Below are 20,892 nucleotides of genomic sequence, written 5' to 3'. Positions count from 1 at the left end.
CACCGCTCAGCTGGTGATGTCCTTGCGGGTGAAGCGCCAGGCCGCCGCCCCCAGGAAGACGGTCGCGTAGCAGACCGCGGAGAACGCCCCGTAGGTCATCTCGGCCCAGTCGATGTCCCGGGCCAGCAGTGCGGACCAGGCGTCGCCGTAGTGGGTGGGCAGGAAGTTCCGGATCACGCCGAGGTCGTCGATCTGGTCGATGATCTGGGAGACGATCGACGCCATCACCGCCCCGCCGACCGCGCCCAGCGGTGCGTCGGTGCTCACCGACAGCAGCAGGGCGAGCCCCGCGACCCAGCTCAGCTGCACGGTGACGTAGAGCGCCCCGAGCAGGACCCGGCCGACGGCCGTCCAGAACGGCAGCGACTCGCCCACCGGGGACACCAGGTCCCCGGTGCCGTACGCGATCGCACCCACCACCAGCGACGCGATCGGGAGCAGCAACAGGGCCGCGACCGACAGCAGCCCCGCGACGACGGCCTTCTGCCGCAGCAGCCGCGCCCGCGGCACCGGGATCGCCAGCAGGTAGCGCAGCGACGACCAGGACGCCTCGGCCGCCACCGTGTCCCCGAAGAACAACGCCACCAGCACCACCAGCAGGAAGCTCGCCGACGCGAACAGCGTGAAGACCGCGAAGTTCGTCGCGGAACCCGACGCCAGGTCGACGAGGTTCGGCCCGCTCGCCGTGCCGCCGTCGTCGTCGCCGCCCAGTGAGAACGCCGCCCACAGGATGATCGGCATGGCCACGACCAGCGCGAACGCCACCTGCGTGCGGCGCCGCTCCAGCTGCCGGACCAGCTCGGTCCGCAGCGGCAGCGTCCGGCCGGGGACGGCCGGTGGCGCGGCCCCGCCCTCGACGAGATCGCCCACGTGCCCCCGCCGGGTGGACAGCTGGCGCTCGTCCCCGCCCCGGCGGCCGTCGTCGCTGCTCACGAGCCACCTCCGCTCACGTCACGGCCCTCCGGGCCCACCAGTTCCAGGAACGCGTCCTCCAGCCGTCCGCGCGGCCCGGCCGCGCTGACCGCGACCCCCGCGCCGACCAGCGCGGCGACGGCGTCGGCCCGCGCGACGCCGTCGAGGTGGGCGTGCACCACACCCGGTTCGTCGCCGGTGATCACGTCGGACACACCGTCCAGACCGGCCAGGATCCCGGCGGTCCGGCCGGTGTCGTCGACGGTGAACGACGACCCACCGCCGGCCGCCGTGAGCTCGGCGACGGTGCCGGACGCGACGACCGTTCCCCGGTGCATGACGACGACGTCGGTGCAGGTCTGCTCGACCTCCGACAGCAGGTGGCTGGAGACCAGCACCGTGCGGCCGGCGGACGCGTAGCGGCGCAGCAGCTCCCGCATCGCGTGGATCTGGGGCGGGTCGAGCCCGTTGGTGGGCTCGTCGAGGATGAGCAGCTCCGGGAGCCCCAGCATGGCCTGCGCGATCGCCAGCCGCTGCCGCATCCCCTGCGAGTACGTGCCGACCTTCCGGTGCACCGAGTCGCCGAGCCCGGCGATCTCCAGGGTCTCCGCCATCCGCGCCTGCTCCGGGGGGCGCCCGGTCGCCTGCCAGTACAGCCGCAGGTTCTCCGCCCCCGACAGGTGCGGCAGGAAGCCCGGCCCCTCCACGAACGCCCCGATCCGGGACAGCACCGCCGCCCCCGGGCGGATCGGGCGTCCGAACGCCCGCATCTCGCCTCCCGTCGGTGCGATCAGGCCCAGCAGCATCCGCAGCACGGTCGTCTTCCCGGCGCCGTTCGGGCCGAGCAGCCCGAGCACCGCGCCGCGGGGCACCGTCAGGGAGACGTCGGAGACGGCCCGGAAGCCGTTGCGGTAGGTCTTCGCGAGGCCGCTCACCTGCAACGGCGGAACCTCGTCGCCGCTCCCGTCCGCGGCGGCGTCCGCGGCGTCCGGATCCGCACGGCGGGACCGGTACCGGGTGACCAGCCAGGCTGCCAGCGCGGCGGCGAGCACACCGGCGATCCCGAGGACCGGCCAGAGGGGCACGGTGCCTGCCGATTCGGTACGGCCGGGGACCTGCGGGACCGACAGCGTCCCGTCCCCGCCCGGGGAGACCCGCCACACCGCCGGATCGGTGCCCGAGTCGTAGGACTGGTCGGTCGTCGCGAACTGCACCTGCAGCCGGCTGCCCGCCGTGACCGGTGCGACGACGCCGGGCAGCGTCACCGCCACCTCCACCGGGCTGCCGTCGGCCGGGACGCCGACCCGCAGCGGGGCGACGGCGTTGCCGAGCAGGGTGCTGCGGCCGTCCGGGGACAGCGCACTCACCGAGGCGAACAGGACCGCCGTCGACGGCGCCGGCTGGCCCGGCACCCGCGCGATCCGCACCGTCGTCCGCGCGGCCCCGGACGGCTGCATCGCCTCGGCGACCGGCTCGGAGACGAACCGTGCGGACTGTCCGGGCGCGGCGAGCGAGGAGAGCGACCCGAGCGACCCCAGCGAGCCGAGCGCCGAGCCCAGACCGGGCAGCGAGGTGATCGCCGCCGGGTTGCCGCCGGGCGGGTGCGCGACGACCTGCTCGCCGCCCGACAGCGGGACGGGCGTCGCCGGGGTCGCGCCACCGGTGAGACCGGGGTAGCCGTCGGCGAGCACGGTGCGGCCGGTCGGCGTGTCGCCGCGGGTGCGGACGTTGCTGCGCACCTGGTAGGCGAACGGGGCCTCCGCCAGCGCTCCGGTCGTGCCGTCGGCGGCGGGTTCCCCGCGCAGGTGCTGGTCGAACCAGTCGCCGATCCGGGCGCGGACCTCGGAGTCCGGGGCGGAGCCGTCGTGACCGCCCGCGAACCACAGCACCGACACCGGCGTGCCGTTCGCGGCGATCTCCCGGGCGTTCGCGTCGGCCTGGTCGAGGCCGAAGAGAGTGTCCTGCTCGCCCTGCACCAGCAGCGCCGGCGCGGCGATCCGGCCGGTGACGGTCGCGGGGGAGGAACGACGCAGCAGTGCCGCCAGCTCCGGGGAGACCCGGCCGCTGCGGGCGGCCTCGGCGTAGGCGGCGCAGACGTCGGCGGCGAACCGGCCGCAGGTCACCTGTGCGCCCGGAACGGCGGCGGACGGCGCTTCGGGGACGCCTCCGGCTCCGGGGGCGGCGGAGCCGGGAACGGCCCCGCCGGCCGGGCCGCCGCTCCCGGCGGACGATCCGGCTCCGGGCGCGTCGGAGCCACCGGAGCCACCGGAGCCACCGGCCGACGATCCGCCGCCCCCCGCGGCGTCGTCGGACGCTGAGTCACCGGAGCCACCCGGACCAGCGGAACCGCCGGAGTCACCGGTGCCGTCCGAGCCACCGGAACCACTCGAGTCGTCCGGGCCACCCGACCCGCCCGAGCCTCCGGCGACCCGGCCACCGGAGCCGAAGAACACCCCGGCCCAGCCGCTCTTGAAGACCCCGTCCGGACCGTCCGCGGCCGCGGCGGGCGTGCCGGGCAGGTCCTCGCCGGCCGGGACCGCGTTGTTCGGGAACAGCGACTGCCCGAGGTCGTTCCACGTCATCACCGGGGCGAGCGCGTCGATGCGTGGATCGGTGCCGGCGAGGAGCAGTGCGAGCCCGCCGCCGTAGGACCCGCCCGTGACGCCGGCCCGCGGGTCCCCGGCGCCGTCCTGCGCGACCTCGGGCCGCGCGGCCAGCCGGTCGAGGAGCCGGGACGCGTCGGCGACCTCGCGCTGCGGGTCGTTCAGCCCGATCGTGCCGCCGGACGCACCGAACCCGCGGGCGGTCCAGGTCTGCACGACGTAGCCGCGCGCGGCGAGCTCGCGGGCGTCGCGGTCGACCGACTGCTTCGACCCGCCGAAGCCGTGGGCGACCAGCACCGCGGGTGCGGGCGTGGCCGCCGTCGCGGAGGCCGGGACGTACAGCGAGGTGTCGATCCCGACCGACCCCGGCTCACCGGGCCCGGCCGGCACCGCGACCCGCTCCTCGGAGACGGTGACGGCACCGCCGTCGTCGCCGGTCGCGGCGGCGGCCACGGGGGCGACCGACACCAGGAGGCCGCCGACGAGCAGGGCGACGAGCGGACCGGTGAGCCGGCGGGCCCGGGGGAGGACGTGCACCACACCGAAACTACGCAGAACGCTCCGGCCGCGCCCCCGCGCCGGTTGCGGTGTCCGGCGAGTCACGTCGCCACCGGCCCGGGTGGGACGCTTCCGGCATCCGGAATCGGACCGGGCAAAAAGGACGGACGGGGTCCCCGTCCGGGTGGTACCGGGTGCTGTCGGTCACCCCGCCTCGCCACGCAACGGTTCTGAGGTGGACACTCCACGCGAACCGCAGGGGAGTATCCCTACCGCGGTGGTGTCGTCAGCACGGTGCCGACGGGAGCGTTGTTCCCGGTGGACCCGGCACCACCGGCCACGCCTGGCGCCGCCACCGCGGCGACGTGGCGGGAGAGACCTCGGGCCGTCTCATGCTGCCCTGGTCTGGAGGAAGTACGTGAACGTCCCCCTGTGGGTCTGGCTGGTCACGATCGCCGGGTTCGTCCTGGTCATCGGCGCCGATCTCTGGCTGAACGACCACAAGCCGCACGCCGTCACGCTCGGCGAGGTGACGCGCTGGGTCGCCTTCTACGTCGCGCTCGCCGTGGCCTTCGGTATCGGCATCTGGTTCGTCGCCGGAGGCACCTACGCCGGTGAGTTCTTCGCCGGCTACCTCACCGAGTACTCGCTCTCGGTCGACAACCTGTTCGTCTTCCTGATCATCATGTCGGCGTTCAAGGTGCCGGTGATCCACCAGCACCGGGTGCTGCTCGTCGGCATCGTGATCGCGCTGATCATGCGCAGCATCTTCATCGCGGCGGGCGCCGCGGTGATCAACGAGTTCAGCTGGGTCTTCTACCTGTTCGCCGCGTTCCTCGTCTACACCGCGATCACGCTGGTCAAGCAGGCCGCCGGTGGCGACGACGAGGAGTGGGAGGAGGGCCGTGTCCTCCGCTGGGTGCGCAAGGTCTTCCCCGTCACCGACGACTACCAGGGCGCCAAGACGATCGTGAAGATCGACGGCAAGCGCTGGCTGACGCCGATGCTGATCGTGATGATCGCGATCGGCGTCACCGACATCATGTTCGCGCTGGACTCGATCCCGGCGATCTTCGGCCTGACCCAGGAGGCGTACCTGGTCTTCACCGCGAACGCGTTCGCGCTGATGGGCCTGCGCCAGCTCTACTTCCTGCTCGGCGGCCTGCTCAACAAGCTCGTGTTCCTGTCGTACGGGCTGGCCGTGCTGCTGGCCTTCATCGGCGTGAAGCTCGCGCTGCACGCCATGCACGAGAACGACCTGCCGTTCCTGAACGGCGGGGAGCCGCTGCCGGTGCCGGAGATCGGGATCGGGCTGTCGCTGGCCGTCATCATCGGCGTCCTGGCGATCACCACGATCTCCAGCCTGGTCGCGGTGCGCCTCAAGCCGGAGCTGGCCGAGCAGAGCAGCGCCATCACCGCGCCGCCGCTGGCGCGCTCGAAGGAGGAGGCCGCGCGGATCGTGGCCGCCGACGAGCAGGCCGACCACCACGTGTCGTCCCCGCCGCGCGACTAGCCCTCGAGGTGGTGGAGGACGACGTCGCCGATCCGGCCGTCGTCCAGCGTGAGCGTCATCCAGGTGTGGGTGGGCATCCGCCTGCGGTCGGTCGGCGACCCCGGGTTGAGCAGGCGGAGCCCGCCCGCGCACGTGTCCCACGGGATGTGCGAGTGCCCGAACACGAGCAGGTCGGTCTCCGGGTGTGCCCGCAGTGCCCGGTTCTCCCGGCCCTGCTTCGCGCCGGTCTCGTGGGTGACCGCGACCCGGACGCCGTCGATCACCACCCGGGCCGTCTCCGGCAGCCGGGCCCTCAGGTCGTCGCCGTCGTTGTTGCCCCAGCAGGCCACCAGCCGGGCCGCCCGCGCCGACAGGCGGTCGAGCAGCTCCACCGAGCACCAGTCGCCCGCGTGCACGACGACGTCGGCGGCGTCCACCGCATCCCAGACCGGCCCGGGGAGGCCGCCCTCGTGGGCGCCTCCCCGGGCCGGGGCATGGGTGTCCGAGATCAGGACGAGCGAGCTCAGTTCACGCCGACCAGGTCGCAGACGAAGATCAGCGTCTCGTTCGGCGCGATGACGCCGCCGGCGCCACGGGCGCCGTAGCCCAGGTGCGGCGGGATGACGAGCCGGCGACGGCCGCCGATCCTCATGCCGACGACGCCGGTGTCCCAGCCGGAGATGACCTGGCCGGCGCCGAGGCCGAACTGCAGCGGCTGGCCACGGTCGTAGGAGTTGTCGAACTCGCGGCCGGTGGACTGGGAGACGCCGACGTAGTGCACGGCGACGGCGTCGCCCGGCTTGGCCTCCGGGCCGTCGCCGACGGCGAGGTCCTCGACCACCAGGTCGGTGGGCAGCGGGCCGTCGACGATCTCGACGGCGGGCTTCTGCGGTGCGGTCACGGTGCGTGCTCCCAGCGGGCTGGATCCCGACCTCGGTCGGCTGTCCCCGGGGACCCTGCCAGAACGGGGTCCACCGGGACGCGCCGGACCCCGGGCCGTGCCGCTCGCGGAGCGCCCGGTGCCGGTCGTCCCCGATCCGGCCCGGTGACCACCCGGTTCGTGCCAGGCTGCGCCCCATGACCGATCCCGACCCGCGCGTCGCCTGGACCACCTGGCTGGCCGCCCTCGACACCGCCGGCTACCCCGCATCGGAGAACGCCCGCCCGCCCGCCGGCCCGGCCGACGTCGACGCCGCCGAGGTCGTGTTCGGCAGCCCGTTCCCGGCCGCGCTCCGGGCGCTCTACCTGCTCTGCGACGGTCAGTGGAACGACCACCCGCGGGTGCCGGGGTACAAGCCGGACCGGTTCACCAGCCTCTTCCCGGCGACCTACCGGATGCTCCCGGTCGCGGAGGCCGTGGTGATCTACCGCGGCTGGCTGGACGTGCTGGAGGACGGCAGCCACGACCACGTGACCGTCCGCGCCGGTGACCCGGTCCGGGCCCGCTACTGGGACGCGGGCTGGTGGCCGCTCGCCCTCGACGGGGGTGGGAACGCGCTCGCCGTCGACGTCGTCCCGGAGCCGGGCGGGGACGTGGGCCAGGTCGTCGTCGCCGGGCCGGACGAGGACGAACGCCGGCGCGTCGGGGCCGGCGTCACCGACTACCTGCGCCGGTTGGCCGCCTCCGCACTGCCCGCACCGCAGGACCCCGACCCCGGCGGGTCGTCGTACTGCTTCTGGGACCTGCCCGACCTGCGCTGAACCGCCCCAGCGGTCCGGATCGGACGGTGTGGTGCCGATCACCGCGAACAGGACATAGTGCTCCGAAGAGGATCGGAAATCAACTCTGTCGTGGCTGTCACATTCTTGCGAGCATCTATCACAGCATCGATCCCGGTGGGGTGACGCCGGTGTCGTGGTGCGCGCACGAATACTCACACGACGAGTTCGCCGATGGCGTTCGCGCTGGTCCGCGGCGGTGTGGCGACGAGGAGGCTGCGACCGCCGATGATGTCGATCCTCATATTCGCGGCCGGTGCCGCGTTGCTGATCTACAGCGCCGAGAAACTGATCACCTATCTGGTCGGGGCCGCCCGCGGTCTCGCGATCTCCGTCTTCCTCCTCGCGGTGATCTTCACCGGAATCGAGTTCGACGACCTCGTGTTCGGCGTCGCGCTCAACCTGGAGGGCATGGAGGACGTCGCGCTCGGCGTCGTCTTCGGCACGGTGATCTCGATGGTCGGCGTGGTGCTGGCGCTGGCCGCACTGCTGGTGCCGTGCCGCGTCCAGGTGCCCCGCGACTACCTCGTGATCTTCGCGGCGTCCCCGCTGGTCCTGGTGGCGCTGGCGTTCGTCGGCCAGATCGGGACGGCACTGGCGATCCTGCTGATCGCGCTGTTCGTCGCGTTCGTGGCCTACGTCGCGGTGCGCGAGCGCACCCGGTCGGTCGCGGTGTTCCGCGACAGCGAGGTCATGGAGGGGGCCGGGAACGGCGGTGGCGGCACGCTGTCCGACGACGTCTCCCGCACCGGCGACATGACACTCACCTCCAAACGGCACCTGCCCGGCTGGGCACTGCTCGGGCTGGCGGTGCTGTCGCTGGTCGGGCTGGTCGTCGGCGCCTGGGTGATGGCCGAGGGCACCGAGGGCATCCTGGAGGACTTCGGGATCGCCGGCACCGTGTTCGGCGCGACCATCGCGACCCTGGTGCTGACCCTGGAGGACATCTTCCTCACCGTCGAGCCCGCCCGCCGCGGTGCGCCGCTGATCGGCGTCGGCAACGTCATCGGGTCGGTCGTGTTCTCGGTGACGGCCAAGCTCGGCATCATCGTGCTGGCCGGCGGTGCGATCGAGGTGGGCGACGACGTCTTCGTCTGGCACCTGCCGGCGCTGATCCTCCTGATCGGGTTCTCGACGTACGCGTTGTGGACCGGACGGCTGCGACGCTGGCACGGCGTCGTGCTGCTCGTCGGCTACGTCCTCTACTGGATCGTCAGCTTCGTCGTCTTCGGGGTCGTCCCTGCGGACGACGATTAGGGGCGCTGCGCGCCCGTGAGTGGAAAACGTGGCCCTGACCCACTTTTCCACTCACGAGCGCGGAGCGCCTACCGATGCGGCCGCGGCACCAGCTCGAGATCCACCGGGTCCGGGCGGTTCGCCTCGGCCACGGCCTCCTCCACCCGGGCGTGCTCGGGGGAGAGGTGGCAGACCGGGTCGGTCGCCGCCGGGTCCCCGGTCAGCTGGAAGGCCTGGCAGCGGCAGCCCCCGAGGTCGATCTCCTTGCGGTCGCAGGTCCGGCACGGGTCCTGCATCCAGCTGTCGCCGCGGTACGCGGTGAAGAGCGGCGCGGAGGTCCAGATGTCGGCGAGCGAGGACTCCCGGACGGACGCGGGTGGCAGCGGCAGGGTCTGCGCGGCCGGGCAGGGCAGTGCGTGCCCGTCCGGCGCGACGGTGAGCTGGCGCTGCGCCCATCCGCCCATGCAGGGCTTCGGGTAGCGGCTGTAGTAGTCGGGCAGGACGTGCACGATCTCCATGCGCCCGGCCAACCGCGCCCGGGCCGCCGTGACGATCTCCTCGGCGCGGTCGAGCTGCTCGCGGCTCGGCAGCAGCGACGACCGGTTCTTCCACGCCCAGCCGTAGTACTGGGTGTTCGCCAGCTCCACCCGGTCGGCCTGCAGCTCCTCGACGAGGGTGATGATCTCGCCGATCCGGTCGATGTTCTGCCGGTGCAGCACGACGTTGACGGTCAACGGCCAGCCCAGCTCCCGGACCAGCCGGCACGCCTCGATCTTGCGCTCGAAGGAGCGGACCCCGGCGATCCGGTCGGACGTGGCGGGCTCGTCGGCCTGGACACTGACCTGCACGTGGTCGAGCCCGGCGGCGCGCAGCGCCTCGGCACGCGGCCGGGACAGCCCGATCGCGCTGGTGACCAGGTTCGTGTACATCCCCAGGGACTGCGCCGTGCGCACCAGCTCGGTCAGGTCGCGGCGCAGCAGCGGCTCGCCGCCGGACAGGTGGCACTGCAGCACCCCGAGGTCGGCCGCCTCGGCGAACACCCGCTGCCAGTCGGCGGTGGAGAGCTCGTCGTCGTAGCGGGCGAGCTCGATCGGGTTGGAGCAGTAGGCGCAGGCCAGCGGGCAGCGGTAGGTGAGCTCGGCGAGCAGCCCGAACGGGCGCGGCGCGGTCATCGGCCCGCTCCGCCGAGGGTCACGAGGTTCCGGTCCGCGAGCCGGCCCAGGTAGTCGCGCACCTGGCCGGCGACCGTGGCCTCGTCGGCACCCTCGTGCCCGGCGACGAGCGCGGCGACGATCTCGTCGACCGTCCGGCCGCCGTCGCACAGCGCCAGCACGGCGTGCCCGGTGGGGTTCAGTACGACGACGGTCTCCGGTCCGAGCAGGACGTGCCCGCCGGTGGCCCGGTCCGGACGCATCCGGACGAACTGGCCGAGCCGGGGACGGGCGTCGCCGGGAACCTCCGTCACGGTGTCACCCACGATCGGGATAGGCATGGTCGATCGCGTCCATCATGGACCACAACACGTCGCACTTGAAGGACAGCGCGGCCTCGGCGGCGTCCTGTTCGGCGGCGCTGTGGCAGTGCTCGACGACGACCTCGAGCGCGTGCTCGGAGTCCCGCGGTGCCTGGAACAACCGGTTCCGGAAGTACTGGAGGCCGTCCGGCTCGATCCAGGTGTAGTACTTCTCGAACGCGGCCAGCCGCTCGGCCATCAGGTCGGGCGCGAACAGCTCGGTCAGCGAGGACGCCACCGCCTCGACCCAGGGCTTCGTGCGGGCGAAGGTGACGTAGGCGTCGACGGCGAACCGGACACCCGGCTGGACGTGCCGGTGGTCGAGGATCTCCGCCCGGCTCAGGCCGCACGCCTCGCCGAGTCGCAGCCACGCCTCGATCCCGCCGCTCGTGGGGCCGTCGGCGGCGGTGCCGTCGTGATCGGTGATCCGGCGGATCCAGCGCCGCCGGACCGTGACGTCCGGGCAGTTCGAGAGGATCGCCGCGTCCTTGACGGGGATGGCCTCCTGGTAGGCGAACCGGTTCGCGACCCACCCGCGGATCTGGTCGGGCGTCAGCGTGCCCTCGTTCATCCGCAGGTGGAACGGGTGCGCGCTGTGGTAGCTGCGGGCGTGGGCGCGCAGGCGTTCCACCAGTGCGGTGCCGGTGCCGCTGTCGAGCGTTGCGCTCACCTCAGACCTCCAGGTCCAGTCCGTCGGTGCCGACCGTGAAGCCGGCCTTCTCCACCTCGGCGCGCTCGTCCGAGTCGTCGAGCAGGATCGGGTTGGTGTTGTTGACGTGCACGTAGACGACCCGCGGCAGGCCCAGCCGGGACAGCACGTCCAGACTGCCACCGGGGCCCCCGACGTGCAGGTGTCCCATGTCGTGCGCGGTCTTGGAGGCCAGGCCGAGCCGGATCATCTCGTCGTCGTGCCAGGTGGTGCCGTCGATCAGCAGTACGTCGGCACCCGCCAGCTCGCCGAGCACCGCGGGGGTCAGCTGCTGGACCCCGGGCAGGTAGACCGCGCTGCGGCCGCTCGCGGTGTCGGTGAACCGGTAGCCGACGACCCGGCCCGCGCCGTCGCCGCCGGTGCCGAACCGGTCGTGCTTCGCGGTGGGCACGTCGAACGCCCGGTAGACGAGCCCGCCGAGGTCGTGCCCGGTCCCGGGGACGACGGGTGTCCAGTGCACGGGGCAGAACTTCTCGAGCGTGTCCAGCAGACCGGTGCCGGCGCGCAGGGTGCGTTCGGAGGCGGCGGTCGCGTGCACGTGCACACCGCTGCCCTCGCGCAGCAGCACCAGGCCGAGCGTGTGGTCGATCTCGGCGTCGGTGAGCAGCACGCCCTGCAGCGGTGAGGCCCGGTCGCCGGTGGGGTGCAGCGCGGGGGTGTCCGCCAGCTGGGTGCGGACGTCGGGGGAGGCGTTGACGAGCCACCACCGTTCCCCGTCCGGGCTGACCGCGATCGACGACTGGGTACGCGGTGTCGCGGGGCGCGTGCCGTCGCGCACCGCCCGGCACCCCGGGCAGCCGCAGTTCCACTGCGGGAATCCACCACCGGCTGCCGAACCCAGGATCCGGACGCGCATGTTCCTCCTCGTAGGCACGCCGCAGGGGCGCCGGATCCTCTCCGGCGCCCCTGGACGTTCACTCCGTCACGCCTCGGTGCGGGCGATGTACATCGTCACCTCGGGCGCGCAACCGACCTCCTCGAAGTCGGGGGCCTCCCACTCGGTGATGCTCTCCACGGCGGACACCTCCTTCCGGGTCTCGGGTCTGCCGTGTCCAGAATGGCCGGTCCTCAGTCCTCCGGCAGGGCGAAGCAGAACAGCGCGTCGCCCGCGGCGGCCCCGAGCAGGCCGGGCAGGAAGCCCTCGATCCAGCCGCCCCAGCCGGTCGGCACCGCGATGTACTGCCGGCCGTCGACGCTGAAGACCGTCGGGCTGGAGTGGTGACCGCTGCCGCACTGGAACGACCAGAGCTTCTCCCCGGTCTCGGCGTCGAGCGCGACGAACTCACCGGTCGGCGTGCCCTGGAAGACCAGGCCGCCCGCCGTGGTGACGTTCGAGGCGCACATCGGGTACTCGTTGCGCCAGCGCCACTTCTCCTCGCCGGTGAGCGGGTCGATCGCGCTCACGAAGCCGTAGAAGTCCTCGAGGTCGACGGCGACGCCCGCGCCCCAGTAGGGGATCGACTCCTTGAACTCCCGGCGCCTGCGGGTCGCCGTCGCCCCGACCTCCTGCACCGGGACGTAGATCAGCCCGGTCTGGCGGCTGTAGGACATGTGCGTCCATTCCTTGCCGCCGGCCGGACCCGGCCAGAAGTGCACCGGGACGCCCTCCTCGTCCGGATACACCTTGGGCGTGACCTTGCCCTCCGGGGTGATCTCACCCCAGGTGATCCGGTCGACGAACGGGAACACGCGGACGAGCTCGCCGTTGGTGCGGTCGAGGACGAAGAAGTAGCCGTTCTTGTCCGCGTGCGCGAGGAGCTTCCGCCCGTCCGGCGCGTCGAACAGGACGTTCTCCATCGTGGAGTCGTAGTCCCACAGGTCGTGCGGGGTGAACTGGTAGTGCCAGCGGATCTGCCCCGTGTTGACGTCCACCGCGACGGTGCTGTCGGTGTACAGGTTGTCACCGGGGCGGACCGCGCCGTCGAAGTCCGGCGCCGGGTTGCCGGTGCCCTGGAACAGCAGCTCCAGCTCCGGGTCGTAGGTGGGTGTGACCCAGCAGTTCGCCCCGCCGCGCTGCCACGCCTCGCCGTCGTCGGGCCAGGTCTCCGAGCCGGGCTCGCCCGGCTTCGGGACCATGTAGCAGCGCCAGCGCCGCTCGCCGGTCTGCGCGTCGAAGGCGTCCAGGTGACCGCGGACGCCGAACTCGCCGCCCGCGCTGCCGCAGATCACCATGTCCTTGACGATCAGCGGCGCGACCGAGCCGCTCTCGCCGGCACGTACGTCACCGTTGACGACGTCCCAGACCTTCTCGCCGGTACGCGCGTCGAGCGCGATGAGGTGGGCGTTGAGGGTGTACATGTACACCTTGCCGTGGCCCACGGCGACGCCTCGGTTGACGTTGCCGCAGCACAGCGACACGTCGTACGGCGAGGCGTGCTTGTAGCGCCAGAGCTCCTCGCCGGTCTTGGCGTCGATCGCCCAGGCCCGGCCGTCCGGGCCGGAGACGTACATGACGCCCTCGACCACGATCGGCGACGCCTCGAACGAGTAGGTCGAGGCGCCGGACTGCATGCCCACCGCGCCGGCCTGGAACACCCACGCGGGGGTGAGGCGGCGGACGTTGTCCTTGTTGATCTGGTCGAGCTCGCTGTAGCGCTGACCGTCGTAGGTCCCGTAGTAGGTCAGCCAGTTGTCCGGCTCCGAGCGGGCACCGAGGATCCGGTCGTAGTCCACGTTGCGGGTGGCCGGGGCCTCGCCCTTGACGTTGCTGAGCTGTGCGTGCGGGATGGCTTCGCCCGCGTCGACGTAGTCGGTCATCTCGTCTCCTTCCTACGGGCGCGGCTGCGGGGGTCGGTCGAGCTTGGCGCTGTCGGGGACCTCGCCACCGATGACGATCGCCCCGGTGAGACCGCGGCCCTCGTCGTTCCCGCTCGCGGAGCCGTAGTAGTAGGTGCCCGGCCCGTCCAGGTTGAGCTTCGCGGTGCCCTTGGAGTGGTTCACCAGCCAGATGAACTTGGGGTCGCCGTTGCTCGGCAGCACCGCACAGTGGGTGTTCTTGTCGTCGTTGATCAGCGTCAGCTCGATGTCCCCGCCGTGCGGGAGGACGAGGATGGCGGGGTCGTAGCGCAGCTCGTCCTCCGGGATCCGGATGGTGGCGCGCAGGACACCGTCGGCACCCTCCTCGGCGTTGCCGATGCTCCCGGTGTTGAGCAGTCGGCCGAGTGCGGTCCTGTTCTGCCCGTCCAGGCCCGCAGCGGCCAGTTCGGCCGTCCGATCACCTGAAGTCGTCGTCATTGACATATCCTCCCGAGCGCAATTCGTCGGCGGGTTGCGTGATCACTTTCACACTGGTCGGTACGGCCGTCAACCCCAGGATCGTGGGAATTCCGGAGAACGATCACGCGGTCCCCCGGGGGCGATCCGGACGTGAATACGACGGCGCTCCCGCAGGCTTCGCGAGGGGCTCACCGTCCGGTGTCGCGCAGCAGGTCCGGGTGGCCGGTCCGGCGCCGGGGCGCCGCCGGTGGGACGTGGTGTCCGCCGGCACCGGCACGCTCCACGGGAGGATCTTCCTGGTCATGGCGGTGCACGGTCGACGGCGTGGTCGGCCGTGGCGGCGCGCCGGGGCGCGGGTGGGCGGGGGCCGGGGGATCGGGGCCGGGCGTCGAGGTCGTCCGCTCCGGTGGTGCACCCGCGCGCCGGGTGCTGATCCGGAAGTGCCGTTCGTAGCTGTTCCGGAAATTGCTCCGGGACGTGTGCGATCGCATTTCGCCGGACACCGCACCTCTGGCCGAAAATAAGCGTCGAGCCTGTGTCGGTGAGCTTTCCGGAATTCGTTCCGGCTTCTGTCCGGTGTGCGATTCCGTCGCCCGGTGGGTGGCGCCCGTCACTCCAGCGGGCCCGGCCCGTGACGCTGTGACGTGCAGCGTTCCCGTAGACGAAGATCGTCCGGCGGTCGCTCTGTCTGATGTGGACATCGAGTGCGACGCCCGCTCCGGGCGCGTCCCGGGGCGGTGCCGGGAGGTATTTCCCGCTGGTCCGCGCGGTACCGGGGCGAATGAAACATGTGTTTCCCGGGTCGGTTCCGGCGAGGCGTCACCGTGGTGCGGGCGCGGGGCCCGGGACAGGGACGGCGCGGGAGGGCAGGAACACGGCGCCGGGCCCGGTGCCCGCAGGTGGCGGCCGTGGCGGCGGGCCCGCCACGGGCGGGCGGAAAGACGGCGGCGACCCTGACCTTACGGTCAGGGTCGCCGCCGTTCGTGCCGTCCGGTCGTCGTCACCAGAACTTGATGCCGGCCGCCTTCAGCCGCCGGCGGTGCTGACGCACCGCGGTGTCGATCGCCTCCGGGGTGATCAGGTCGCCCCAGACCTTCGCCGCGTTCTCGCCCTGCTCCAGCAGCGCGTCGGCGTCCTCACGGCCGATGTCGGCGCACTGCACGATCCGGGAGCCGAACCCGATGTGCCACCGCTCGTCGCGCAGGACGAGCTCCATCCCCTTCCGCACCCCCGGCAGCGGGCGGGACAGGCCCTCCAGGGTGTCGAGCATCGCGTGCTGCCCGGCCAGCAGGACGACCCCCTCGATGACCATGTGGTAGAGCCCGACGGCCCCCGTCAACCCGGCCGGGTCCTCGGCCAGCTGCCGCGCGGTGGCCGGCAGGCGGTGCTCGAACAGGTCGACGAGCTCGGCACCGACCTGCGCGCGCAGCACGTCCTGCCGCGCGGCCGGGTTCGCCCCCGGGATCCCGGCGACGTCCGAGGCGACCCGGTCGAAGAAGCGGGCGTGCCGCGCCTCGTCCCGGGCCTGCGCCCGGAACGCCGCCTCCATCGAGTCCTCACGGGCCGCCGCCTGGTAGGAGCCGAGCTGTCCCGCCACCGAGGTCTCGGCGATGCAGAAGCCCGCGATGAGCCCGAGGACCCGCTCGTGCTCCCACTCGGTCAGCGCAGGCCAGGCGGCGCGGTCCTCCGAGAAGTCGATCTCCGTCTCGTCCCACTGCAGCGACGCGGCCAGCGTCACGAAGTGGTCGTAGCTGCCGATCATGGCCATGACCGCACCGTCCTCACAGTCCCGGGAACTCCTCGCCCGGCTCGAGCTCGCGGAAGTCCGACTTCGAGGCGCCGCAGATGGGGCACATCCAGTCGTCCGGGATGTCCTCGAAGGGGGTGCCGGGCTCGATGCCGCTGTCCGGATCGCCCTCGGCCGGGTCGTAGACGAAACCGCACGGTTCGCAGAACCACAGCCGGGCCTGCGCCTCGGCGACCGCCGTCCCGCCGCCGCTCATACGCCGCTCCGGACCGGACCGGACCGGCGCCGCGTGGTGTGTTCGTGCATCGTCATGTGCCTCCCACGGCGTCGTTGCCGTACCACCGGACGACACCGGCCGCGCCGCACGAGGCCGGTCACGGTCGTCCTGTGACCAGGGAGCCACACCACGTGCCGCCCTCGCAAGGTCCACCGCGAAACACGTGTTTCGGGTGATGCGGCCCGTCGCGGTGCCCGGTACCGGCACCGGGTGCACCGGGGGCGGGACTCAGCCGCCGAGGGCCTCGCGCAGGAACCCGACCTGCAGGAGCAGCAGGTTCTCCGCGACGACCTCCTGCGGGGTCATGTGCGTGACCCCCGACAGCGGCAGCACCTGGTGCGGGCGGCCGGCGGCGAGCAGCGCCGAGGACAGGCGCAGCGTGTGCGCGGCGACGACGTTGTCGTCGGCCAGGCCGTGGACGATCATCAGCGGGCGGTGCGGGGCGTCCGCGGTCGGCGGGGTCCCGGCGTCGTCGACGATCGACGACCGGGTGTACGACTCGCCGCCGGGCATCCCGAGGTAGCGCTCGGTGTAGTGGGTGTCGTACAGCGCCCAGTCGGTGACCGGCGCGCCCGCCACACCCGCGTGGAACACGTCCGGCCTGCGCAGCACGGCGAGTGCGGCCAGGTACCCGCCGAACGACCAGCCGCGGATGCCGACCCGGGTCAGGTCCAGGTCCGGGTACTCGTCGGCGGCGGCGTGCAGCGCCGCGACCTGGTCCTCCAGCACCGGACCCGCGAGGTCGCCGTGGATCGCCCGCTCGAACTCCGGGCCGCGCCCCGGCGAGCCGCGGCCGTCGGTGACGACCACCGCGAAACCCTGCTCGGCGAACCAGCGGCTGGTCAGGTGCGCGTTGCGGGACCGCACGACGCGCTGGGAGTGCGGCCCGCCGTACGGGTCGAGCAGGACCGGGACCTTCGTGCCCGGGACGTGCCCGGACGGCAGGAACACCGCGGTCCGCAGCGCCCGCTCGCCGAACGCGTGCAGCGCGGGTGCGGGCGAGAGGCCCGGCTCGACGGCGTGCCCGGCGACCGGGTGCTCGGTGCCGTCCGCGGTCACCAGCACCGCGTGCGGCGCGGTCACCAGGTCCTGGGAGATCCGGACCAGGGTGCCGCCCGCCGCCGTGCCCGCGTGCAGGCCGTCGGCGGGGGAGAGCAGGACGGGCGAACCGCCGGGGGCGACCGAGTAGAGCGCCACCGACGTCGGGTCGGCCGACGCCCGGAACAGGACGGTCTCGCCGTCGATCCCGAGGACGTCGCGGACCTGCAGGTCCGGCCCCGTGAGCGTGGCGTCGCCGTGTACGAGGCGGCGCGCCCCGCCGTCGTCGGTGACCCGGACGAGCGCACCGGACTCCGTGCGGGCCGGCACGCCCGGGACGTTCTCCACCCACACCGCGTCGGTCTGCGAGTGCAGGGTGGTCGTGGTGCCCGTCGCGGGGTCGACGGCGAGGGTGCGCACCTCCCGCTGGTCGCGCGGCTGCACCGAGAGCAGCGGGCCGTGCGCGTCCCACCCGGCGGTGGCGAGGTACTCGTGGGCGCCGGCGTCCCAGCGCACCGGCGTACGGGTGCCGTCGAGGGTCACGATCTCCAGGCCGACGACGGCGTTCGGAGTGCCCGCCGCGGGGTACCGGACCTCGGCCGGGACCCGGTCCGGGTGGGCCGGATCGGCGATGTGCCAGCGGGCGACGGGGGACTCGTCGACCCGGGCGACGAGCAGCGCGTCGCCGTCGGGGGACCACCAGAAGCCGCGGGTGCGGCCCATCTCCTCGGCCGCGGCGAAGTCGGCGAGTCCGTAGGACACGTCGTCGGCGTCGGGCACGGCCGGCCGCGTCGTCGTACCGGTGGCGAGGTCGTGCAGGTGCAGTGCCCGGTCGGCGACGAACGCGACCCGGGAACCGGTGGGGTCGATCCGCGGGTCGACGACGGCCTCCACCGCGCCCACGTCGAGCGGGCGGACCTGCGGGTCCCCGGTGAGCGCGACGGTGAACGGACGCCCGGACAGCGCGAACACGGCCCGCTCGACGGCGGCGTCCACCGTGTACCCGACGACGCCGCCGGCCTGCTCGCGCACCCGCTCCCGGCGGGCGCGCTCCGCGGCGGGCAGGTCCTCCTCACCCGGCAGACCCGGGACCTGCGCCGGGTCCACCAGCAGCCGCTCCTCGCCGGTCGCCGCGTCGACCGACCACAGGCACGTCACCGGGTCGGTCCCCGACCGGGTGCGCAGGAACACCGCGCGGGACCCGTCCGGGGCGACGGTGAACCCGCGGGGGACGCCGAGGGAGAACCGTCGGGTGCGGGCGTGCAGGCGGGGGAACGTGTCCGTCACGGGCGTCTCTCCGGGGAGGTCGGGGTCGAGCCGGACCGTATCCGACGCCCCGTCGCGGCCGTGCGCGCCGGCGCCGCCCGGCCACCGCGCAGCCTTGCGCCGCGAGCCGGTCGGCGCGCTCGTTCTCCGGGTGCCCCGAGTGTCCCTTCACCCAGAACCAGGTCACGTCGTGCCGCCGGACGGCGGCGTCCAGCTCGCGCCAGAGGTCGTCGTTCTTCACCGGCTCCCCGGCGGCGGTGCGCCAGCCGCGCGTCTTCCAGCGCGGCAGCCACTGGGTGATCCCGTTGCGCACGTAGGTGCTGTCGGTGTGCAGGTGGACGACGCTGTGCCGGGTGAGCGCCTCCAGCGCGCGGATCGGCGCGGTGAGCTCCATCCGGTTGTTCGTCGTGGTCGTGGGCTCCCCGCCGTGCAGCTCCCGCTCGTGTTCGCCGTAACGCAGCACCGCACCCCAGCCACCGGGACCCGGGTTCGGCACGCAGGCACCGTCGGTGAAGATCTCCACGACCACCGTCACGGGCCGCGACGCTAGCCGTCAGTACAGGCGGTACGACGCCCGGGCCGCGCTGAAGCCGTGGCCGGACGCCGCATCACGGCACTCGACACCGGTCCGGCGGCTGACGCAGGTGACGTCGCCGCGTGTCACGTGCGTGTCGTAGCCGAGGGCCGTCCCGTCGGTCGGCGCCGGGACTCCGTCGCAGCTCGCCCGCGCGCCGCCGGCGCGGCCGACGACGAGGCCGGGGTCGGTGCAGCCGTCGATGCCCTCGGCGGTCCACTGCCGGTTCCGCACGTCGCAGCGCGCCTCGCCGCCGTCGACGCGGCAGGCGATGTTGCCGGTCGGGGAGGTGAAGGCCGCGACGTCGCCGAACGCGGCCGGGTCGGCGGCGGTGCTGCCCGCGACCAGGTCGGCCGGGGCCGGGACGGTCGCGTCCGTCGCCGGCGCACCCACACCGGCGGCGTCCGTCCCGGAGCCGGCTCCCGCGTAGGCGGCGACGACGACGCCGACGGCGAGCGCCAGCGTCGCGCCGACGGCGATGGCGGCGGTCCGGTGCGGCACGGCGGACCGGAGCGTCCCGGTGAACCGCTCGGTGTCGACGGCACGCAGGGCGACGAGGGGGTTCCACCGGCCCGCCTGCCGGTCCTGGTCGTGCTGCGGACGGCCGCCGGGGTACACCTGCGGCACGGGCGCTCCGGGCGGCGGGACCGCAGGCCAGGGCATGGGGGGGGAGTGCGCGGGCCGGCCGGCGGGCCCTGGACGGGGCCGGTCAGCTCGGTCGCCCCGGGGGCCGGGCCCGCCGGTGCGGCGGGCCCGTGTCCGGCCGGTCCGGCGGTCCCGGGTGCACGCGGACCCGGGACCTGTGGGCGCGGTGGAGCGATCGGTCCGGCGTCGCGGCGCGGGCCGGGGACACCGGCTACCCCGGGGAAGCCGGCCTGCCCGAGGGCGCCCGGCCCGTCCGGCGTCCCCGCCTCACCGGGGCCGCCGGGAACGCCCGCTCCGTCCGGGGCGGCGCGGCGATCGGCGCCGGCGCCGGGCGACGGTGCCGGACGGGGACGCGGCAACGGTGGTCCGTCGAGCACACCGGCGGCCGGATGGCCGTTGCGGCGGTCCTCGGTTCGGTCGTGGGCACGGTCGTCGGCGTGGGGAGCGCTCATCGATCGGGCACGGTAAGTGCACCTCGTGGTCGCGCACAGCGTCCGTTCGGAGCAGTAACGGCGGCCGGTCGTCCTGCAACGATGACCGTGCGTGAACGACAGCGACGGACGTACCGCCGGCACGACCGGAGCCCGTACGCCGCTCGGACGGGCCCGGTCGCCGACGGGGCCCGCGCGTCACGGCATCCTGGCCGGGTGAGCCAGGCCCTCTACGAGATCACCGTGAACGCGCTGCTCGACCGCGACCGCCCGCTCACGGCCGCCGAGTGGGACGCGGCGGCCGCCCGAGTCGGCGGGAACCGGGTGCCGTTGCTGCTCGCCGAGCTGGACGACGCGGGCCTGCTGGACGACGAGCTCCTCCCCGCGGCGGTCCGGCAGGCCTGGGCGGGGGCCGACGACGCCGTCGACCGGCTGGGCCCCGCACGCTGGGCCGAGCTGTTCGCGGCGGCCGGGCTCCCCGTCCCGCCCGGCGCGGCGGTCACGGACGAGGCGGCGCCGCGGATCACGGATGGACGCGCGTCCCCTTGACGATCTTGTCGACGGCGTTCCGCGGCCCGTGCACGGCCACACCGACGAGATCGAGCTCCTCGGCCCGGTCGGCGGCGACGACGGCCCGGTTGTCGTCGTCGTTGCCGGTGCCGAACATCGCCGAGGTGTAGATCGCGGCCGGCAGCCCGCGGGTGACGGCCCGGGCCCGGCAGGTCCCGAGCGTCGCGGCGTCGGCCGCCCGGACGATCACCGGGAGGCCGAGTGTGGGGAGGTAGGTGTTGCCGTCGGCGTCGGCGTAGGGGGCGCCGATCAGTTCCGGGACGGCGGTGGCGACGCCGGCGGAGAGGAAGGCGGTCACGTTCGCGACCTGCCAGCCGGCGAGATCGTCGCGGAGCACCACCACGATCTTCGTCGCGGGGCGCTCGACCGGGGCCGGGGCGGGGACGGTCGTCGTGTCGGGTGCGGTCACCCGGCCGATCCTCCGGTGCCGGGCCCGGCGGGTCTTG

General features: G+C 73.6%; 20 protein-coding genes and 1 pseudogene. 4 read left to right on the top strand and 17 right to left on the bottom strand.

Going from position 1 to position 20,892, the window contains the following annotated elements; genetic code table 11:
* Positions 1-6: 6 nt before the first annotated feature.
* Complete coding sequence (locus AD017_RS01245) at positions 7-933, bottom strand: ABC transporter permease (RefSeq protein WP_060572367.1); 927 nt, start codon at positions 931-933, stop codon at positions 7-9.
* Complete coding sequence (locus AD017_RS01240) at positions 930-4,055, bottom strand: ATP-binding cassette domain-containing protein (protein ID WP_060572365.1); 3,126 nt, start codon at positions 4,053-4,055, stop codon at positions 930-932. Before AD017_RS01240 ends, AD017_RS01245 begins: the two co-directional genes overlap by 4 nt.
* Positions 4,056-4,431: 376 nt before the next feature.
* On the opposite strand from AD017_RS01240, the gene AD017_RS01235 reads away from it, so the two are divergent.
* A complete protein-coding gene (locus AD017_RS01235) occupies positions 4,432-5,526 on the top strand; it encodes a TerC family protein (protein ID WP_010241618.1) in 1,095 nt (364 codons plus the stop codon).
* On the opposite strand, the gene AD017_RS01230 is transcribed toward AD017_RS01235, so the two are convergent.
* Together AD017_RS01230 and AD017_RS35945 are read right to left on the bottom strand one after the other, a co-directional pair.
* Complete coding sequence (locus AD017_RS01230) at positions 5,523-6,032, bottom strand: metallophosphoesterase (protein ID WP_060576171.1); 510 nt, start codon at positions 6,030-6,032, stop codon at positions 5,523-5,525. The two genes, AD017_RS01235 and AD017_RS01230, sit on opposite strands and share 4 nt — an antisense overlap.
* Complete coding sequence (locus AD017_RS35945) at positions 6,029-6,406, bottom strand: FKBP-type peptidyl-prolyl cis-trans isomerase (RefSeq protein ID WP_010241620.1); 378 nt, start codon at positions 6,404-6,406, stop codon at positions 6,029-6,031. Before AD017_RS35945 ends, AD017_RS01230 begins: the two co-directional genes overlap by 4 nt.
* Positions 6,407-6,582: 176 nt before the next feature.
* Here AD017_RS35945 and AD017_RS01220 point away from each other — a divergent pair, with 176 nt between their 5' ends.
* Positions 6,583-7,206, top strand: coding sequence for an SMI1/KNR4 family protein (locus AD017_RS01220; RefSeq protein ID WP_010241621.1), 624 nt, complete (start codon positions 6,583-6,585; stop codon positions 7,204-7,206).
* Between the two features lie 192 nt (positions 7,207-7,398).
* The gene (locus tag AD017_RS01215; protein WP_010241622.1) at positions 7,399-8,481 is read left to right on the top strand and encodes a sodium:calcium antiporter; all 1,083 of its coding nucleotides are present in this window, start codon (positions 7,399-7,401) and stop codon (positions 8,479-8,481) included.
* A 68-nt stretch (positions 8,482-8,549) separates the two neighbouring features.
* Here AD017_RS01215 and pqqE read toward each other — a convergent pair whose 3' ends face one another.
* The 12 genes and pseudogenes from pqqE to AD017_RS35105 form a co-directional block, all read right to left on the bottom strand.
* Positions 8,550-9,632 (bottom strand): pyrroloquinoline quinone biosynthesis protein PqqE, encoded by a 1,083-nt coding sequence (pqqE, locus tag AD017_RS01210; RefSeq protein WP_060572363.1) that lies wholly within the window; start codon positions 9,630-9,632, stop codon positions 8,550-8,552.
* The gene (gene pqqD / locus AD017_RS01205; RefSeq protein ID WP_029239985.1) at positions 9,629-9,925 is read right to left on the bottom strand and encodes a pyrroloquinoline quinone biosynthesis peptide chaperone PqqD; all 297 of its coding nucleotides are present in this window, start codon (positions 9,923-9,925) and stop codon (positions 9,629-9,631) included. The genes pqqE and pqqD overlap by 4 nt, the downstream gene beginning before the upstream one ends.
* A gap of 4 nt (positions 9,926-9,929) precedes the next feature.
* Positions 9,930-10,643 carry a pyrroloquinoline-quinone synthase PqqC gene (gene pqqC, locus AD017_RS01200; RefSeq protein ID WP_010241625.1) on the bottom strand — a complete coding sequence of 238 codons (714 nt, stop codon included), beginning with the start codon at positions 10,641-10,643 and terminating at the stop codon, positions 9,930-9,932.
* Between the two features lies 1 nt (position 10,644).
* Positions 10,645-11,538 carry a pyrroloquinoline quinone biosynthesis protein PqqB gene (gene pqqB / locus AD017_RS01195; RefSeq protein WP_010241627.1) on the bottom strand — a complete coding sequence of 298 codons (894 nt, stop codon included), beginning with the start codon at positions 11,536-11,538 and terminating at the stop codon, positions 10,645-10,647.
* A 66-nt stretch (positions 11,539-11,604) separates the two neighbouring features.
* A complete protein-coding gene (gene pqqA, locus AD017_RS34260; RefSeq protein WP_227012628.1) occupies positions 11,605-11,697 on the bottom strand; it encodes a pyrroloquinoline quinone precursor peptide PqqA in 93 nt (30 codons plus the stop codon).
* Between the two features lie 53 nt (positions 11,698-11,750).
* The gene (locus AD017_RS01185; RefSeq protein WP_010241631.1) at positions 11,751-13,439 is read right to left on the bottom strand and encodes a PQQ-dependent dehydrogenase, methanol/ethanol family; all 1,689 of its coding nucleotides are present in this window, start codon (positions 13,437-13,439) and stop codon (positions 11,751-11,753) included.
* A 12-nt stretch (positions 13,440-13,451) separates the two neighbouring features.
* Positions 13,452-13,916: an MSMEG_3727 family PQQ-associated protein gene (locus AD017_RS01180; protein WP_010241632.1), complete on the bottom strand. Its 465-nt coding sequence runs from the start codon at positions 13,914-13,916 to the stop codon at positions 13,452-13,454.
* Between the two features lie 982 nt (positions 13,917-14,898).
* Positions 14,899-15,666 (bottom strand): ribonucleotide-diphosphate reductase subunit beta, encoded by a 768-nt coding sequence (locus AD017_RS01175; RefSeq protein WP_010241636.1) that lies wholly within the window; start codon positions 15,664-15,666, stop codon positions 14,899-14,901.
* Between the two features lie 13 nt (positions 15,667-15,679).
* Positions 15,680-15,901 (bottom strand): rubredoxin, encoded by a 222-nt coding sequence (locus AD017_RS01170; RefSeq protein WP_010241637.1) that lies wholly within the window; start codon positions 15,899-15,901, stop codon positions 15,680-15,682.
* A 249-nt stretch (positions 15,902-16,150) separates the two neighbouring features.
* The gene (locus AD017_RS01165; protein WP_060572359.1) at positions 16,151-18,247 is read right to left on the bottom strand and encodes a prolyl oligopeptidase family serine peptidase; all 2,097 of its coding nucleotides are present in this window, start codon (positions 18,245-18,247) and stop codon (positions 16,151-16,153) included.
* Between the two features lie 73 nt (positions 18,248-18,320).
* A pseudogene (gene rnhA / locus AD017_RS33155) lies at positions 18,321-18,755 on the bottom strand (ribonuclease HI); the annotation flags it as partial.
* Between the two features lie 24 nt (positions 18,756-18,779).
* Positions 18,780-19,427 (bottom strand): hypothetical protein, encoded by a 648-nt coding sequence (locus AD017_RS35105; protein ID WP_060572357.1) that lies wholly within the window; start codon positions 19,425-19,427, stop codon positions 18,780-18,782.
* 665 nt (positions 19,428-20,092) lie between these two features.
* Here AD017_RS35105 and AD017_RS01155 point away from each other — a divergent pair.
* Positions 20,093-20,425, top strand: a complete 333-nt coding sequence (locus tag AD017_RS01155) for a hypothetical protein (protein WP_060572355.1) — start codon at positions 20,093-20,095, stop codon at positions 20,423-20,425.
* Here AD017_RS01155 and AD017_RS01150 read toward each other — a convergent pair.
* On the bottom strand, positions 20,400-20,855 hold the full coding sequence (locus AD017_RS01150; RefSeq protein ID WP_010225576.1) for a DUF2000 domain-containing protein: 456 nt from the start codon (positions 20,853-20,855) through the stop codon (positions 20,400-20,402). The two genes, AD017_RS01155 and AD017_RS01150, sit on opposite strands and share 26 nt — an antisense overlap.
* Positions 20,856-20,892: the final 37 nt, after the last annotated feature.

The organism is Pseudonocardia sp. EC080619-01 (assembly GCF_001420995.1).
Classification (GTDB): domain Bacteria; phylum Actinomycetota; class Actinomycetes; order Mycobacteriales; family Pseudonocardiaceae; genus Pseudonocardia.
Note: the sequence above shows the minus strand (reverse complement) of the source record. Positions and strands in the feature narration are given on the sequence as shown.

Excerpts from the sequence above, each read along its gene's own strand:
- AD017_RS01220 (WP_010241621.1), top strand. The coding sequence starts at position 6,583 with ATGACCGATCCCGACCCGCGCGTCGCCTGGACCACCTGGCTGGCCGCC.
- AD017_RS01180 (WP_010241632.1), bottom strand. The coding sequence starts at position 13,916 with ATGACGACGACTTCAGGTGATCGGACGGCCGAACTGGCCGCTGCGGGC.
- pqqE (WP_060572363.1), bottom strand. The coding sequence starts at position 9,632 with ATGACCGCGCCGCGCCCGTTCGGGCTGCTCGCCGAGCTCACCTACCGC.
- AD017_RS01185 (WP_010241631.1), bottom strand. The coding sequence starts at position 13,439 with ATGACCGACTACGTCGACGCGGGCGAAGCCATCCCGCACGCACAGCTC.
- AD017_RS01215 (WP_010241622.1), top strand. The coding sequence starts at position 7,399 with ATGGCGTTCGCGCTGGTCCGCGGCGGTGTGGCGACGAGGAGGCTGCGA.
- pqqB (WP_010241627.1), bottom strand. The coding sequence starts at position 11,538 with ATGCGCGTCCGGATCCTGGGTTCGGCAGCCGGTGGTGGATTCCCGCAG.
- AD017_RS01170 (WP_010241637.1), bottom strand. The coding sequence starts at position 15,901 with ATGAGCGGCGGCGGGACGGCGGTCGCCGAGGCGCAGGCCCGGCTGTGG.
- AD017_RS01175 (WP_010241636.1), bottom strand. The coding sequence starts at position 15,666 with ATGGCCATGATCGGCAGCTACGACCACTTCGTGACGCTGGCCGCGTCG.